The organism is Cryobacterium melibiosiphilum (assembly GCF_003602235.1).
Classification (GTDB): domain Bacteria; phylum Actinomycetota; class Actinomycetes; order Actinomycetales; family Microbacteriaceae; genus Cryobacterium; species Cryobacterium melibiosiphilum.
Map to the genome: position 1 here is coordinate 1 of NZ_QZVS01000094.1, position 16853 is coordinate 16853.

Consider the following 16853-nt stretch of genomic DNA (forward strand, 5'->3'; position numbering starts at 1 on the left):
GCCGCAACCGCGGCCTCCGATACCGCTGCGGCAGCGCAGGCCGCCGCCGACGCCCAGGCCGCAGCGAAGGTCGCCGCGGATGCGCAGGCGGCCGCGGACGCTGCCGCCGCGTCAGCCGCCGCCTCGACGGGTCAGGACGGAACCTTCACCGGCTCCGCCGTGGGAACCCGGTTTGGCAATGTACAGGTCTCCGTGACCATTGCGGGAGGATCGATCACCGACGTCACCGCCCTGCAACTGACCGCCGACGACCGCAAATCCGTGCAGATCAGCGCTCGCGCCGAGCCGATCCTGCGCTCCGAGGTACTCAACGCCCAGTCCGCGAGCGTGCAGAACGTGAGCGGCGCGACCTATACGACCAACGGCTACCTGCAATCGCTGCAGTCCGCGCTTGATGCGGCCGGTTTCTAGAGTGTCGTCCCAGAGTGCGGCGCAGACCGACGCGACGATCACCGAGTCGGCGGCCGACGAGGCGACGATGTCTGCCACGACCGAGACCGCGGGCATGGTCGGTGTGACCGCGATCACCCTGCAGGCCATGGGCACCGTCGTGAGCGTGCGGCTGAACGGCGGGCTGACCGACTCCCGGGGCGATGCCGTGCGGCAGAGCGCCCAGGCCGCCGTGGCCGGGGTCTTCGGGCGCTGGGACGATCGCTTCAGCCTGTACCGCCCGGGGTCGGAACTGAGCCGGGTGGCGCGCGGCGACATCCGCTTGACCGAAGCCAGTCGGCAACTGCGCGACTGTTACGCGCTCGCCCTGCACTGGCGCGATCAGACCGACGGTGTGTTCACGCCGCACCGGGCCGACGGGGTGATCGACCTGTCGGGAATCGTGAAGGCGCTCGCGATCCGTGAGGCCGGAGCCGCGCTCGACTCCCTGGGGCAAGACGCTTGGTCGATCAACGCGGGCGGCGACATCCTGGTGAGCGGATGCCCCGACGTCACCTTCGCCCGCCGCCTCGACCCGCTCGTCGACCCGGACTGGGTCGTGGCGCTCGTCAACCCGCTCGACCGACTCGACCTGCTCGCGACCGTGCCGCTGCGCGCGCCGCTCCGGGCCGTGGCGACCTCCGGCAGCGCGGAACGTGGCGAACACATCTGGACGCCGGCGCCGGGCATCCGCTCGCCGTTTCGGCAGGTCAGCGTGCTCGCGGCCGACATCGTGACCGCGGACGTGCTCGCCACCGCGATCGTTGCCGGCGGCGAGCCGATGCTGAACCAGTGCACGGCTTCGGCGGAGATCGAGGTGCTCGCGGTGCTGCAGGGCGGCGGGCTGCTGGCGACTCCCGGGCTGCGCCGGTAACGGGGCACGCGCCGGCGCCGGGCCGGTCGGTGAGCGGATGCTGGGAGTGCTTGATCGTGTCGGCGGAGAGGGGTACCGTGGCCCCCGATTCCCCTTCAGCTCGACATCCTATTCAGTTTCACCTTCTCATTCAGATTCACCCTGGAGGCTGACCATGTCACGCGAACCCGATGGATTTTGGACCGACGAAGACCGCGAAGTGACCGAGATCGATCCGAACGCCGACGAAGAACTCGTGCTCGGCGACGACGATGACGACGTCGACCTCGACGACTGGGGCACCGACGCCGACGAACGGCCGGTTGAGGGCGATTCCGAGCGCAGTGGCGATCGCGACTTCTACCGCGACGACCTGTAGGCCGTTCCTCGAGTGCGGTCAGGTCGCCGGTGACTCGTGTCGGCGACTCGGGCAAGTGACTCGCATCGGCGACGAGGGCGGGTGACTAGGGCAGGCGCTCGCCGAGTCCCAACAGCACGTGTTGGGGATCCAGGGCGCCGAGCAGTCGAGCGCAGATCTCGCTGAGCTGCTGTACCTGCCCGTCTTCGAGGGAATCGAAGACGACCGTGCGCACCTCCTCGACGTGACCGGGCGCGCTCGCCACGACCTTCGCCCAGCCGGCCTCGGTGAGCCGGGCGAGTGAGGCGCGTCCATCATGCGGCGACGTGCAGCGGGACAGGAACCCCTGGCCTTCCAGCCTGCCCACCACGTGGGACAGCCGGGACAGCGACGAGTTGGTGCGGGCGGCGACCTCGGTCAACAGCAGGGAACGTTCGGGGGTTTCGGAGATCATCGCGAGCACGTAGTACTCGAAGTGGCTGAGTCCGGCGTCGCGCTTGAGTTCGGATTCGAGTCGGCTCGGCAGCAGCATGGTGACCGCGATCAGCCGCAGCCAGGCGGTGCGCTCCTCGTCGGTCAGCCAGCGAGTTTCGGGGGTGGGGAAGTCGGCCATAGGTGAATTCTAGAACCAATCCTGCCTGATAACTTGACGCTTCAACCAAAGTGCTCTAGGTTTTAGTTGTTGCTTCAAGTAATCATCCGAAGCTCCCCGAAGCAGCCCGACACATTCAGCCCGACGAAAAGAGATTCCCATGACTGACACCATCACCATCATCGGCAGCGGCAACATGGCCCGCGGCATCGGCACCCGCGCCGTCGCCGCCGGCCGCGCGGTACAGATCCTCAGCCGCGACGAGACCGCCGCGGCCGCTCTCGCGACCGAGCTCGGGGCATCCGTCACCAGCGGTGCGATCAGCCTGCCGTTCGCCGGCGAGCTGGCTGGCGACATCGTCGTGCTCGCTGTTCCCTACGACTCGGCCCGCGAACTCGTCACCGGCCTGGGCGCCAAGCTCGCCGGCAAGACCGTGATCGACATCACCAACCCCATCGACTTCGCCACCTTCGACGCCCTCACGGTCGCCCCCGGCACCTCCGCCGCCGAAGAGCTCGCCGAGCTCGCCGCCCCGGGTGTCAACATCGTCAAGGCGTTCAACACCACCTTCGCCGGCCCGCTCGCCGCCGGAGCCGTCGACGGCAAGCCGCTTGACGTCTTCATCGCCGGCGAGTCGCAGGCCGCCAAGGACGCCGTCGCGCTGTTCGTGACGGATGCCGCCCTGCGCCCCATCGACGTTGGCCCGCTGCGCCGCGCCCGCGAGCTCGAGGGCTTCCAGCTGCTCATCATGACGCTGCAGGTCAACCCGGCCCACGCGTCGTTCAACTGGAACACGGCCGTCAACGTTCTCGTCTAGTTCGCCACTGCCGCAACCGCTGTTGCCGCCCCGCGGCGGTGAGGCCGCTCCGCGGGACTTGCGCCAGGGGCGGCTGGCCGGTCACTGTGCGATGCGCGGGTGTTGCGCCGCGCGGGTGTTACGCCAGCGTGATGGTGACATCGGGTGGCACGCGGATGTGGTGTCCTGCGCCTGTGCGGGACTCGCGCCGCTCCGCGGGTGTCTCGGCTAGCTGGACGGGCTCGACGACGCGCCGCCCGCGCCCACCCGCGGCCATCCGCTCAGTCGGTGTCGGTGTCGGTGCCTGCCGACCGGGTGTCGCTGCCGCGGGACCGATGTCGCGGGGTGCGCGGCGCCGAAACGGCTGTTCGGCGCCGGGCCGCCGGCCGGGGCTGCACGGCCGCTGCGGGAGGCAGCATCCGCTCGAGCAGGTCGTCGATGGCGCCGTCGTATTGGGCGACGTCCGGGTAGAGGCCGTGCGTCGCGATGCTGAGCAAATAGGTCGTCGGCTCGATCTCGCTCGCGCCGCGGTCGATCACATTTTCCCGGTAGCTGTTCACCGGAAACCCGAGAAAGTCCGTGCGGCGCCAGACGTTGATCCAGAACGGTGGCGCGGGGGAGCGTGTGGGGGTGAGCACCGCGCGCAGGGTGCCCGGCGCGACGACCGCGGGCAGGCCCGCATCGTTCTCGTCATCGAGCACCTGGCGCAGCCACGGGTCGCCGCCGAACAGGCGCGGCGCGCGGCACGGCCGGGTGCCGAGCACCGCGGGGCCGAGCAACTCCGGAAAGAAGCGCCCGAAATACGCACGCAACTGGGTGCCGTAGGTGACCAGCCCGATGCGCGGCGAGCCGTCGGTGGCCCCGGCGAGCGGCCGCCGGGCATCCGTCGCCGACGCGTGCGCGAACACCGTCGACACCGCGAGCACGGCCCCGAGGCTGTGCGCCGAGAGCACGACCCGGCGGCGCACGAGCGGCACCCCGTCCGGCTCGAGCCAGTCCCGCACCCGCGCATTCAGTTCGGGCACGACCCGGTCCGAATAACACGGCGGTCCGAACGGATGCCCCGCCCGCGGCAGAAAGCAGATCAGGTCCCAGAGCAGGCCCAGCGGCCGTTCCGACCGGGTGAGCGCGTTCATGGCGATCGCCGCCACCGCGGCGAGGGCCGTTGCCGACAAGATTCCGACGGCGATGCTCGGAGTCGCACTCAGCCACGGACTCGTGGTTGCCGTGGCGGGTGGAAAACGCAGCACCACGGTGGCGGCCATGCCGACGCCGATCGTCACGGCGAGAAACCCGAGCAGAGGTTCGCCGCGCTGGGTTAGCGCGGCGAAGCGGCGCGCCTTGAGCACCCGCAGCTCGACCCGGTCGATGGAGTGCGCGACCGGGGGCTCGCCGCTGGCACCGTAATCGGGCAGCGGCGCGATCACCACGGCGTCGTCGACGCGGTCGCCGTCCCGGCGCAGGGCGGGGGTGCTCAGGCGGTATAGCCGGGTGACGAGCGGCACGAGCGTCGCGGCCGCGAAGAGCAGCACGACCAGCAGCATGCCGAGCAGCACCACCCCGAACTCGACGTAGGCCGGCGGCACGACCAGGGGAGATGCGCTGGCGGCGCGCCAGAGGCCATCCGTCGCCGTGTCGGCCAGCGGAATCGCCAGGAACGCGGCGAACCCGACCACGACGAGACTCGCGAGGGTCATCGCGACGCCGAGGGCCAGCAGCATGACGACCCCCGGTCCCATGCCGCGCCAGCCCTCGTAGGCAAACGCCGCATGCCGTTCGGCCCGGTTCGCTCCGAGTGGATACCGCAACACGAACAGCAGCTCGAGGGCGAGCAGCAGCGCCGCGCCCAGGTAGTAGGGCGCCGCCGCCGGGGCGACCGGCCCGGCGTCTTCGCTGAGTGACCGCCCGATCAGCAGAAAGCCGAGCGCTCCGACGAGCACGACGATCGACAGCCACACCGGAACCCCGCGCCGCCAGCCGAGCGCGGCCACGCTCAAACCCAGCAGAACGCCCACGAGCAGCGTGGGGGCGGCCTCGAGGCCGACCACCGTGGGCACCACGAGGGTGCCCGCGGGCAGCTGCAGCCGCGACGCCGGGTCGACGGCGCTCGACAGGCCGGTGAAAAGCAGCAGCACGCCGGACAGCACGAGCAGCCAGCCGGCGAGGCGCCGTCGCACCAGAATGCGATCCGGGTCGGATTCCGACGTGATCACGATGAGCACGCACACCAGGGCGAGGCCCGTCGCGGCGAGCACGAACGCGAGAAAAGCGATCGGGGAGGTTGCGAAGACCTCGAGCGGGTCGAAGCGACCCGCCTGCAGCTCGGCGTTACCGGCGTAGAGCCGGTCGCCGGACAGCAGCAGTGCGAGGAACAACAGCACGGCCGCGAAGTGCAGGCGTTCCGTCGTCGCCGCGACGCGCGCCTGCACCCAGAACTCGGCGCTGGCCAGCAGCGCCGGTGGCGGCACGATCGTAGGCTCCGGCACCGAGGCAGCGGATGCGCCGGGCCCGGCCGCATCCGCTGCCGCCGGTTCGACCGGGGCAGCCGTGGCGCCGGAGCGGTCGGTCGGGGCGCTCGCCGTGGTGCCCGGCACGACCGGGGCGACGGGCGCGCCGTCGTGGTGCCCGGAGTCGGGCACGCCACCGGTCCGCGGCTTCGCGAGCCGGGCAATATTGGGTTCAAAACGCACCCGGGCGCGGTGCGAGATGACATAGAGCAGCAGCATGACGCCGAGCGGGATCAGCGTCAGCAGGGCCAGCCGGGGCCCGCGGGCCAGGTTCTGCAGCGCGTCGAAGATCGAGGGCAGCTGGCTGCAGACCGTGCCGTCCAGCGGAAAACACTGCACGCCAATCAGGTCGAGGCTCACCGAAGCGAGGGCTGTCACATAGATCAGGGTCAGGCCGAGCGCGAAGAGCCGCAGCACGGGGGCGCCGCGGCCGCCATCCCAGCGGCCGGCGCGCTGCCGGGTCGGGATGCGGCGGGTCCAGTATGCGACGTTGCAGAGCCCGAACGGCAAAATCAGCAGCCAGCCGAGGTGCACGAACAGCGTGCCGATCAGTGCCAGCGGGCCGCCGCCGGACCGGGCCATCTCGCCCCACGAGTAGGCCTCACGGCGGGTGCGGCGGGGTGTCTGCTGCCCGGCCGTCGGTGGCGGCGTTTTTTCGATCCAGAAGGCACCGAGTTCGTCGCCGTCGGCGCGTTCGACCTGGTCGGCGCTGACACCGAGCATCTCGGCCGGCGTGGTGTTCTTGATGCCGTGGATGCGCAACTCGAGAACCTGGGGCGCTCGCGGCTCACGGTGCCGGGCTGCCTGAAAAGACACGTTCATGGGAACCACCCGTCGACGGCCTGCTAATGCGCTGAGAATACTCTCGGCGCACGGGCGCGTCTAGGTGAGCTGGCCAGCCCGGGCCGGCCGGTCAGCCGGCGGTGGACATCCGTTTCGCGGTGGCCAGCAGGGCGGCGCGGCGCACGCGTGCCCGGCCCACGAGGAGAACGACCCCGCGCCAGCCGAGCAGGAAGACCCCGAGCACGATCGTCGTCACGATCATGAACGAGAGCTGCACGCCCTGGCCGCTCGCAACCCGCAGCAGAAGTCCGAGCACCACCGTCGCCGCCCAGACGGCGAGGCCGGTCCAGGCGATGCTGAAGGGCGCGCGCCAGGCCCGGATCATCAGCCAGCCGCCGACGAGTCCGGCGAGGAACGGCCACAGCGTGACGAGGGTGCCGAGCAGGCCCTCGTTGTGGCTCGCCCGCCCGATCAGCACGAACAGCACGACCAGCGCGGCGTCGATCAGCAGGGCGAGCAGGGGCAGACGAACGAGGGGTGGGAGCGGCGCGGTCATGTCGCTCACCCTACGCTCCGCCGAGCAGGCCGCCGATGAGGTAGGTCACGGCGAGGGCGAGCAGGCCGCCGATCACGATGCGGGCGATGGCGCGGGGTTTCGGGCTGCCGCCGAGGTAGGCGCTGAGCCAGCCGGTGATGACGAGGGCCACGAGCACCGCCGCGAACGTCGCCGGAACCCGCCATTCGGCCGGCGGCAGCAGCACGGCCAACAGCGGCAGGGCCGCACCGACGGTGAAGGCGATCGCCGACGCATAGGCCGCGGTCCACGGGTTGGAGACGTCTTCGGCCGTGATGTGCAGCTCCACCTCGAGGTGGGCGGCGAGGGCGTCGTGGTCGGTCAACTCGATCGCCACCTGCCGCGCGGTCGCGGAGGTCAGGCCCTTGGCCTCGTAGAAGCCAGCCAGCTCGGCGAGTTCTTCTTCGGGCTCGTTTTCGAGTTCCCAGGTCTCCTTGGCGATGAGCGCGCGCTCGCTGTCGCGCTGGCTGCTCACCGACACGTATTCGCCGAGGGCCATCGAAATCGCGCCGGCGAGCAGGGCGGCCACGCCGGCGATCAAGATGACGGATGAGTCGGTCGTCGCCGCCGCGACGCCCACCACGAGCGCGGCCACCGACACGATGCCGTCGTTGGCGCCGAGAACCCCGGCGCGCAACCAGTTCAACCGGGAGGCCAGGCCCGCCGCGTGCGGTTCGACGGACTGCGTCTCAGTGGCGCCGTTTACAGAAGTCATGAACTTAGATAAGCACTTGTCCGCGCCGTTTTCCAGCAAGGTGTGGCTAGCCTGCGCGGTGACCGAGCAGGCCATCGTGAACCGATAGAGTTTCTAAGGGTCGGTATGTCTTGATGTCGAGCTACTTTTCGGCAATGGCTGCCCACCATCACCCCCAAAAGCAGCGAGAGCGCTCAGATGCGGATTGGAAGAGCAGCGTGGATCTTTACGAATACCAAGCCAGAGACCTCTTTGAGGAGTACGGCGTTCCCGTACTACCGGGCATTATCGCGGACACCCCCGAAGAGGTGCGTGCCGCGGCCGAGAAGCTCGGCGGCGTTGTCGTCGTCAAGGCGCAGGTCAAGGTTGGCGGCCGCGGCAAGGCCGGCGGCGTCAAGGTAGCCAAGACTCCGGATGACGCCGAGGCCGCAGGCCGCGACATCCTGGGCCTGGACATCAAGGGCCACACCGTGCACCGCGTCATGGTCGCCGGCGGAGCCCGCATCAAGCAGGAGTTCTACTTCTCCGTGCTGCTCGACCGGTCGAACCGGTCATACCTCTCCCTCGCAAGCTATGAGGGCGGCGTGGAGATCGAAGTCCTCGCCGTTGAGAAGCCCGAAGCGCTGGCCTACACGGCCGTCGACCCCGCGGTCGGCATCGACCTCGCCGTCGCGAAGCAGATCGCGATCGACGCGAAGTTCCCCGCCGAGCTCGTTGACAAGGTCGCTCCGGTCTTCGTCAAGCTCTACGACGTATTCACGGGCGAAGACGCGACCCTGGTCGAGGTCAACCCCCTCGTATTGACCGAAGAGGGCGACATCATCGCCCTCGACGGCAAGGTCACCATCGACGAGAACGCCGACTTCCGTCACCCGAAGCACGCGCTTCTCGAAGACGCTGCCGCCGCCGACCCGCTCGAGGCCAAGGCCAAGGCCGCCGGACTCAACTACGTCAAGCTCGACGGTGAGGTCGGTATCATCGGCAACGGCGCAGGGCTCGTCATGAGCACCCTCGACGTCGTCGCCTACGCCGGCGAAGACTTCGGCGGCGTGAAGCCGGCCAACTTCCTGGACATCGGGGGCGGAGCATCCGCTGCCGTCATGGCCGCCGGCCTCGACGTGATCCTCGGCGACCCGCAGGTCAAGAGCGTCTTCGTCAACGTCTTCGGTGGCATCACCGCGTGTGACGCCGTCGCGTCCGGCATCGTGGGAGCGCTCGAGACCCTCGGCACAGCCGCCAACAAGCCGCTCGTCGTGCGCCTCGACGGCAACAACGTCGAGGAAGGCCGCCGCATTCTGGCCGAGGCCAACCACCCGCTCGTGACACTGGCCGCCACCATGGACGAGGGCGCCGCCAAGGCTGCCGAACTCGCCAACGCGGCGAAGTAAGGACCGAAGAAAATGTCAATCTTCCTCAACAAGGACTCCAAGGTCATCGTGCAGGGCATCACCGGAGGTGAGGGCACCAAGCACACCGCCCTCATGCTCAAGGCCGGTACCCAGGTCGTCGGTGGCGTCAACGCCCGCAAGGCCGGCACCACCGTCACCCACGGCGACGTCGAACTGCCCGTTTTCGGCACCGTCAAGGAGGCCGTCGCGGCCACCGGCGCCGACGTCTCCATCGTCTTCGTTCCGCCGGTGTTCACCAAGGACGCCGTCATCGAAGCGATCGACGCCGAGATTCCGCTGCTCGTCATCATCACCGAGGGCGTGCCGGTTCAGGACTCCGCCGAGTTCTGGGCGTACGCCAAGGCCAAGGGCAACAAGACCCGCATCATCGGCCCGAACTGCCCCGGCATCATCACGCCCGGTGAAGCGCTCGTGGGCATCACGCCGGCGAACATCACCGGCAAGGGCCCGGTCGGACTCGTCTCCAAGTCGGGCACGCTCACGTACCAGATGATGTACGAACTGCGCGACCTGGGCTTCTCGACCGCGATCGGCATCGGTGGCGACCCCATCATCGGCACCACGCACATCGACGCCCTCGAGGCGTTCGAGAACGACCCGGAGACCCTCGCGATCGTCATGATCGGTGAAATCGGCGGCGACGCCGAGGAGAAGGCCGCCGAGTACATCAAGGCGCACGTCACGAAGCCGGTCATCGGCTACGTGGCCGGCTTCACCGCCCCCGAAGGCAAGACCATGGGCCACGCCGGCGCCATCGTCTCCGACGGAGCCGGAACCGCCCAGGGCAAGAAGGAGGCCCTCGAGGCCGCCGGAGTCAAGGTCGGCAAGACGCCGAGCGAGGCAGCCACCCTGCTGCGCGCGGCGCTCGCCGCACTCTAAGCACCACCCGCACCACCCGCACCAATAGACAGGGCCCGCCGATCGACGGGCCCTGTTGTGCGCTCGCCCGGGCCGGGAGGCTGCCGCCACGGCCCCAGCGCCCACTCGCGGCACTCCTTGTGCAAGCCGGCACTTGTTACAACGAGTGCCCGCTCGCGCAACGAGTGCCGCGACGTGTTCAGCCCGCCCGCAGAGGTGCCGTGCCCGCAGAGGTGCCGTGTCCCAGGACGTGATGCCCCGCCGCGGCAGGTAGGCTCGAAGCCGGATGAACCGCATAACGACAGCCCTGCTTGCCGCTCTCGAGGCGCTCCTCGTCGTCGCTATCGGCATCGGGATCGCGCTCGTGCCGCTGACCGTGCTCTGGGCCGCCCACTTCGGCCTCGCCGTGGAGTGGTTCGTCTTCTGGCGGGCCGCCGTCGACGTCTGGCTGATCGGCAACGGCGTGGACCTGCTCGTGCACCTGTCCCCGGAAGTCGCGGTCGCCTTCGCGTTCACGGGCGCCGAAGAACCCTTCCTGCTGACCCTCGCCCCGCTCGGCTTCGCCCTCACGGCCGTGCTCCTCGGCGTGCGCACCGGCCGTCGCGCGGCGGAGACGCCGCACCGCTGGGTGGGGGTGGGGGCATCCGTTCTCAGCTATGCCCTCTTTGCGAGCCTTGTGACCGTGTCGGCGCAGACCACGATCGTGAGCCCGGTGCTCTGGCAGGGCTTCGTGCTGCCGCCGCTGATCTACGCCGCCGGCGTGCTGCTGGGCTCCGAACTCGGCGCCCGCGAGGGCCGAGGCCTGCCCGGATCGACCGGCGCCCGGCAACTCGACCCGGTCGCCCGCACCATTCGCGAACGCTACCTCGACCTGCCCCAGACGGCACGCACGGTCGTGTTGGCGGTGCTGCGCGGTGGAACCGCCACCACGGCGGGCATCATGGGCGTCTCCGCGATCACCGTCGCGGTGCTCATCGGGCTGAACTACACCACCATCATCGGGCTCTACGAAGCCGTTCAGGCCGGCGTGCTCGGCGGCGCCACCCTGACCGTCATGCAGCTCGCGCTGATTCCCAACTTCGTCACCTGGGCCGCGGCCTGGTTCGTCGGCCCCGGCATCGCCGTGGGCGTGGGCAGCAGCGTCTCCCCGGCCGGAACCGTGCTCGGTCCGATCCCGGGCCTGCCGATTCTCGGCGCCCTGCCCCAGGGGGCCCTCGAATGGGGCTTCCTGGGCCTGCTCGTGCCGATTCTGATCGGCTTCATCGCGGCCGTCGTGGTTCGGCAGCGGATGCGCCGGCCCGGCATCCCCGACCCCGGGCGCCTCGCGCAGGTGCTCGCTGGACTGGGCATCGGCCTGCTCGCCGGCCTGCTGCTCGGGCTGCTCGCCTGGTGGTCGGGCGGAGCCATCGGTCCCGGACGCCTCGTCGAGGTGGGCCCCAACCCCCTGCTCGTCGGTGCCCTCACCGCCGCCGAGGTCGGTGTCGCCGCGGTGCTCGGCATGCTCGTCGGCGGTCACGTGGTGCTGCCGCAGCGCCGGGTTCGGCCGGCCAGGCGGCCGCGCACGGCCGCGCGCTCGAAGCCGGTCGCGGCATCCGCTGCCCCCGGTACCGCTCGCATGCCGTGGCCACGCCTCGGGACCCGGCGCGCGCAGTCCGGCGGCACACCCGATCAGCCCGCCCAGAAACGCGATCCGAAACCGAAGCCCGCGCCGAAGTCTCAGGCCGCGCCCAAGCCCACCCCGGCACCGAAACCGGCCGCCACCGGCACCCGCCGCGAACGCCTCAGCCGGTTTCTGCGCGCCGAAGACGACGAGGACAGCGCCGGTGGGAGCCCGAGTGACGGTGGATCGGGCCAGCCGCCCGCGAAACGGTAGGCTCAAGTAGTGCTGTCACTGCTCGTATTGATCTCCGGCGGGGGATCCAACCTCCGCTCCCTGCTTGAGGCGTCAGAAGACGCCGAATATCCGGCCCGAGTGGTGGCCATCGGCGCGGATCGCGACGCCGACGGGCTGGGCCTCGGCGAGGAGTTGGGCATCCCGACCTTCGCCGTCAACTACGGCTCCTACCCCGACCGCGCCGCCTGGGGCGACGCCCTGCTCGAGCAAATCCAGCTCTGGAAACCCGACCTCGTCATTCTCAGCGGCCTCATGCGGTTGCTGCCGCCCCGCGTGGTCGCGGCCCTCTCTCCGAACCTGATCAACACGCATCCGGCGTACCTGCCCGAATTCCCGGGCGCCCACGGGGTGCGCGACGCCCTCGCCGCCGGGGCCACCCAGACCGGCGCGAGCATCATCGTCGTCGACGGCGGAGTCGATGCCGGCCCGATCATCTCCCAGGAACGCGTCGCAATCGAGGCGGGGGACAGCGAAGCCGCCCTGCACGAGCGCATCAAACTTGTCGAGCGGCGCCTGCTGGTGCAGGCCGTGCTCGATATCGCCAACGGCCACGTCAATCTCAAGGAGCATTCCCCCGCATGAGCGCACCCACCCTGGCGCAGAGCCTCTACCGCGAACGCGACGCGATCAAGATCGAACGCGCCCTCATCTCCGTCAGCGACAAGACCGGCCTGCTCGAACTCGCCGCGGTGCTCGCCGCCTCCGGCGTCGAAATCGTCTCCACCGGCTCCACGGCCGCCGCGATCCGTGCCGCCGGCCACCCGGTGACGGATGTCGCCACGGTCACCGGATTCCCGGAATCCCTCGACGGCCGCGTGAAGACGCTGCACCCGAGCGTGCATGCCGGCATCCTCGCCGACCTGCGCCTCGAAGCCCACGAGAACCAGCTCGCCGACCTCAGCATTGCGCCGTTCCAGCTCGTCGTCGTCAACCTCTACCCGTTCGTCGAAACCGTCGAGAGCGGCGCGGCCGACGCCGAGGTCATCGAACAGATCGACATCGGCGGCCCCGCCCTCGTGCGCGCCTCGGCGAAGAACCACGCCAACGTCGCGATTGTCGTCGATCCCGAGAACTACGGCGAACTTGTCGCCGCGGTCGAAGCCGGCGGCACCACGCTCCGCCTGCGCCAGAAGTTCGCCTCGCTCGCCTTCGAGCACACCGCCGACTACGACTTCGCCGTCTCCGAGTGGTTCACCGCCAACGTCTACGACCAGTGGGCCGAAGACGACGACGTCGTCGACGCCTTGACGGCCGACGCCGAGGGCGCCGCCGCGCTGGCCCACTCGCTGGGTGCTGATGACAGCCTGATCGGGGACGACCCCACCATGGCCGGTTCCGTCTTCGACGCGCCGTTCGATGAGACCCTCGACAACTCCGACGACCCCGAGTCGCCGTTCCCCGACACCCTCGTGATCGAGGCCAGCCGCGCTGCTGTGCTGCGCTACGGCGAGAACTCGCACCAGGCCGCCGCCCTCTACGTGGGCGAAGGCGGACGCGGCATCGCCCAGGCCGTGCAGCTGCACGGCAAGGAAATGTCCTACAACAACTACGTCGACGGCGACGCCGCCGTGCGCGCCGCCTTCGACTTCGGCGAACCGGCCGTCGCGATCGTCAAGCACGCCAACCCGTGCGGCATCGCCGTCGCCAACCCCAAGGCACCGGATGCCATCGCGAGCGCCCACAAGCGCGCCCACGACTGCGACCCGGTCTCGGCCTTCGGCGGTGTCATCGCGGCGAACCGCATCGTGACCTTCGGCATGGCCGAGACCATCAGCCAGATCTTCACCGAGGTGCTCATCGCTCCTGGCTTCGAGCCCGCCGCGGTCGAACTGCTGACCAAGAAGAAGAACATCCGCCTGCTCGAGCTTCCCGCGGACTACGCCCGCTCCTCCCTTGAACTGCGCCAGATCTCCGGCGGACTGCTCGTACAAGAGACCGACAGCTTCGAGGAGTTCTCCTCGGAAAAGTGGGAACTCGTCGCCGGCCCCGAGGTCGACGCCGCCACCCGCGCCGACCTCGAGTTCGCGTGGAAGTCGTGCCGTTCCGTGAAGTCGAACGCGATTCTGCTGGCTCGGGGCGGAGCATCCGTCGGCGTCGGAATGGGCCAGGTCAACCGCGTTGACAGCTGCCACCTCGCCGTGAGCCGCGCCGGCGACCGCGCCGAGGGCAGCGTCGCCGCCTCCGACGCGTTCTTCCCCTTCGCTGACGGCCTGCAGGTTTTGCTCGAAGCCGGCGTCACCGCCGTCGTGCAGCCCGGTGGCTCGGTACGCGACCCCGAGGTCATCGCCGCGGCCTCCGCTGCCGGCGTGTCGATGTACTTCACGGGAGAGCGTCACTTCTTCCACTGATCGCACCACGTTTCTCGAACCGCGAGTGAGCAGTTTCTGCACTTCCCGAGCCCGGGAAGTGCCGAAACTGCTCACTCGCGAGCGGAGGGGTGCGGGCAGGCGCAACTAGGGTGGAGCCACGACCTACGGATGCGGGACCTGCGGGAGGGCCATCGTGACGATCCTCGACTTCTTCGTTCCACCCATCGTGTTCGCCGCGCTCGTCGCGGTCGTGCTCGCGGTCGCCGTGACCGCGGTCGCGTCGCTCAGCTTTCGCCTGGTCGGGCGGCGCAAGGCCTGGGCCCGCACCCTGCTGCGGCTGGCGCGCATCCCCTTTCGCATCACGGTGCTCGTCGGCTTGCTCTGGCTCGCCGACACCCTCTACCCGGTGGCCGATCCGGGACTGACCGACCTCGCCGACTTCATCTTTCGCACGCTGTTCACCGGCTCGGCGACCTGGCTGCTCTGCGCGCTGCTGTATTTTCTCGAGGAGATCGCCGCCACCCGGTACCGCATCGACGTGCGCGACAACCGCGTCGCCCGGCGGGTGCGCACCCAGCTGCGCATGCTGCGCCGCATCGGGGTGGTCATTCTCATCATCTGCGCGATCGGCGCGATTTTGCTGAGTGTTCCGGGCGCCGCGACCGCCGGGGCGAGCCTGTTCGCTTCCGCCGGGCTGCTCAGCGTCGTCGCGGGACTCGCCGCGCAGTCGACCCTCGCCAACGTCTTCGCCGGCATGCAGCTCGCCTTCAACAATGCGCTGCGGGTCGACGACGTCGTGATCGTCGAAACCGAGTGGGGCAAGATCGAGGAGATCACCCTCACCTACGTCGTCGTGCACATCTGGGACGACCGCCGCATGGTGCTGCCCTCGACCTATTTCACGACGAATCCGTTCCAGAACTGGACCCGGCACACCAGCGAACTGCTCGGCGCGATCGAGTTCGACCTGGACTGGCGCGTCGACCCGGTCGGCATGCGCGAAGAGCTCAACCGCATCGTGGCGGCGACGGACCTCTGGGACGAGCGCGTCGTCGTGCTCCAGGTGACGGATGCCGTGGGCGGCTTCGTGCGCGTACGCGTGTTGGTCTCCGCCCAGGACGCCCCCACCCTCTTCGACCTGCGCTGTCTCGTGCGGGAAAACCTGATCACCTGGCTGAACAGCGACAACCCCGAGGCGATCCCGGTCGGACGGATGGAACTGCGGCAGGAGCGGGAGGTGGCGGCGCCCGCGCGACGGGAGCGGCGGCATCCGGTCACCGAACCTGTCGGCCTGTTCTCAGGAGACGAGAAGGCCAAGAAACGGGCGGCCCAGTTCACCGAGTCGATCCCGGTGCAGGAGCGTGACGCGCTCGGCGATTCCGGCGGTTCGGGCGCCGATCCCGGTGCCGGGCGCTCTCCGCGTTAGTCTGGGCGGATGGCGCAACACCCTGCGCCCCACACGACTGACGGCCCACCCGGCCGGCAGACCCCCGTCCGAAAGAATCCCATGAATCTCACGCAACCCGCAGTGTCGCTCGATGCGCTCGCCGCGATCCCGTTCACGCACGAGAAAGTGCTGGTCACGACCGGTACCCGCTCCGGACTGATGATCACCGTCGCCGTGCACTCCACCCGCCTCGGCCAGGCCCTCGGCGGCGCCCGCATCTGGCAGTACGCCAGCTGGACCGACGCCGTCGCCGACGCGCTGCGCCTCAGCGCCGCGATGACGCTCAAGAACGCGGCCGCGGGCCTCGCGCTCGGCGGCGGCAAGGCCGTTGTCTACCTGCCGCTCGGCACCGTGTTGACCGAGGCCGAGAAGCGCGACGCCATGCTCGACCTCGGAGACGCCGTGGAGAGCCTGAACGGCGCCTACATGACCGCCGAAGACGTGGGGTCGAGCGCCGAACTGATGGCCATCGTCGCCGAGCGCACCGCGCATGTCTGCGGCCTGCCGACCGCCACCGGCGGCGTCGGAGAACCCGCCGACGCGACCGCCGCGGGCGTGTACGCGAGCATTCTCGCCACCCTCGAGGCCCTCTTCGGCAGCCGCGAGGTCGCCGGCCGCCACCTCGTGATCTCGGGCCTCGGCCAGGTCGGCGGCCGCCTCGCGCGGGCCCTCGCCGCCGCCGGCGCGACCCTCACCGTGACGGACATCAACCCCGACAAGCGCGAACTCGCCGATGAGCTCGGCGCCGGCTGGGTTCCCGTTGCCGGCGCGCACCGCATCCAGGCTGACCTGTTCGTGCCGTGCGGTCTCGGCGGCGTGCTCGACGCGACCGTGATCGGCGAACTCAACGTGCTCGGCGTCTGCGGCGCCGCCAACAACCAGCTCGCCGAGGTCGCCGGAGCCGCCGAGCTCGACGCCCGCGGCATTCTCTGGGCACCCGACTTCGTCGTGAACGCCGGGGGAGTGGTGTTCCTCGCCATGGCGAGCGAAGCGGATGCCGACGCAGCCGCGATCGCGACCCGGGTCGCGGCGATCGGCGACGTGCTCGGCCAGATCTTCGCGGATGCCCACGCCGAGGGCATCACGACCCTCGCCGCCGCCGAACGCCTGGCCGCGGCCCGACTGGGCGCCGCGGTCTAGCCCACGGGGCCCAGCCCTGCGCGGTTGTCGAGCCCGTCGAGACACCGCTCGCCTGCTGCTGCTGCGCCGCTGCACGGTATGTGCGCCGCTGGTCGCGGCGAGCGGCGTCTCGACAGGCTCGACAACCGCGACCCACCGCGAGATTTGCGGTCTAGCCCCCTTCGGCCGTAGTCTGAAAGGCTGCCTGATCGGGCCGCGCACAACGCCGTC

Annotated in this window: 15 protein-coding genes; 11 read left to right on the plus strand and 4 right to left on the minus strand. The window is 69.9% G+C overall.

Annotated elements, in window-relative coordinates; genetic code table 11:
• The 3 genes from D6T64_RS17575 to D6T64_RS17585 all read left to right on the plus strand — a co-directional run.
• Positions 1-411, plus strand: a 411-nt coding sequence (locus D6T64_RS17575; protein WP_119975989.1) for an FMN-binding protein, incomplete at its 5' end; no start/stop codon positions are given.
• Between the two features lies 1 nt (position 412).
• Positions 413-1303 carry an FAD:protein FMN transferase gene (locus D6T64_RS17580; RefSeq protein WP_233551362.1) on the plus strand — a complete coding sequence of 297 codons (891 nt, stop codon included), beginning with the start codon at positions 413-415 and terminating at the stop codon, positions 1301-1303.
• 154 nt (positions 1304-1457) lie between these two features.
• Positions 1458-1661: a hypothetical protein gene (locus D6T64_RS17585; protein WP_119975990.1), complete on the plus strand. Its 204-nt coding sequence runs from the start codon at positions 1458-1460 to the stop codon at positions 1659-1661.
• Positions 1662-1746: 85 nt separating this feature from the next.
• Here D6T64_RS17585 and D6T64_RS17590 read toward each other — a convergent pair whose 3' ends face one another.
• Entirely contained in the window at positions 1747-2253 is a 507-nt protein-coding gene (locus D6T64_RS17590) for a MarR family winged helix-turn-helix transcriptional regulator (RefSeq protein WP_119975991.1), read from the minus strand.
• Between the two features lie 139 nt (positions 2254-2392).
• Between D6T64_RS17590 and D6T64_RS17595 the strand changes: the two genes are divergently transcribed.
• Entirely contained in the window at positions 2393-3049 is a 657-nt protein-coding gene (locus tag D6T64_RS17595; RefSeq protein WP_119975992.1) for an NADPH-dependent F420 reductase, read from the plus strand.
• A gap of 260 nt (positions 3050-3309) precedes the next feature.
• Here the strand turns inward: D6T64_RS17595 and D6T64_RS17600 are convergent, their stop codons facing one another.
• From D6T64_RS17600 to D6T64_RS17610, 3 genes are all read right to left on the minus strand, one after another.
• Positions 3310-6357, minus strand: a complete 3048-nt coding sequence (locus D6T64_RS17600) for a hypothetical protein (RefSeq protein WP_119975993.1) — start codon at positions 6355-6357, stop codon at positions 3310-3312.
• A 91-nt stretch (positions 6358-6448) separates the two neighbouring features.
• Entirely contained in the window at positions 6449-6874 is a 426-nt protein-coding gene (locus D6T64_RS17605) for a DUF3054 domain-containing protein (RefSeq protein WP_119976130.1), read from the minus strand.
• 10 nt (positions 6875-6884) lie between these two features.
• Positions 6885-7607, minus strand: a complete 723-nt coding sequence (locus D6T64_RS17610) for a VIT1/CCC1 transporter family protein (RefSeq protein WP_119975994.1) — start codon at positions 7605-7607, stop codon at positions 6885-6887.
• Positions 7608-7804: 197 nt separating this feature from the next.
• Between D6T64_RS17610 and sucC the strand changes: the two genes are divergently transcribed.
• From sucC to D6T64_RS17645, 7 genes are all read left to right on the plus strand, one after another.
• On the plus strand, positions 7805-8974 hold the full coding sequence (gene sucC, locus D6T64_RS17615) for an ADP-forming succinate--CoA ligase subunit beta (RefSeq protein ID WP_119975995.1): 1170 nt from the start codon (positions 7805-7807) through the stop codon (positions 8972-8974).
• A 12-nt stretch (positions 8975-8986) separates the two neighbouring features.
• Positions 8987-9874: a succinate--CoA ligase subunit alpha gene (gene sucD / locus D6T64_RS17620; protein ID WP_119975996.1), complete on the plus strand. Its 888-nt coding sequence runs from the start codon at positions 8987-8989 to the stop codon at positions 9872-9874.
• A 265-nt stretch (positions 9875-10139) separates the two neighbouring features.
• The gene (locus tag D6T64_RS17625; protein ID WP_199719214.1) at positions 10140-11726 is read left to right on the plus strand and encodes a cell division protein PerM; all 1587 of its coding nucleotides are present in this window, start codon (positions 10140-10142) and stop codon (positions 11724-11726) included.
• A 9-nt stretch (positions 11727-11735) separates the two neighbouring features.
• Positions 11736-12329: a phosphoribosylglycinamide formyltransferase gene (purN, locus tag D6T64_RS17630; RefSeq protein WP_119975997.1), complete on the plus strand. Its 594-nt coding sequence runs from the start codon at positions 11736-11738 to the stop codon at positions 12327-12329.
• The gene (gene purH, locus D6T64_RS17635; RefSeq protein ID WP_119975998.1) at positions 12326-14095 is read left to right on the plus strand and encodes a bifunctional phosphoribosylaminoimidazolecarboxamide formyltransferase/IMP cyclohydrolase; all 1770 of its coding nucleotides are present in this window, start codon (positions 12326-12328) and stop codon (positions 14093-14095) included. Before purN ends, purH begins: the two co-directional genes overlap by 4 nt.
• 154 nt (positions 14096-14249) lie before the next feature.
• Positions 14250-15482: a mechanosensitive ion channel family protein gene (locus D6T64_RS17640; RefSeq protein WP_233551363.1), complete on the plus strand. Its 1233-nt coding sequence runs from the start codon at positions 14250-14252 to the stop codon at positions 15480-15482.
• 81 nt (positions 15483-15563) lie between these two features.
• Entirely contained in the window at positions 15564-16643 is a 1080-nt protein-coding gene (locus tag D6T64_RS17645; RefSeq protein WP_119975999.1) for a Glu/Leu/Phe/Val dehydrogenase dimerization domain-containing protein, read from the plus strand.
• Positions 16644-16853: the final 210 nt, after the last annotated feature.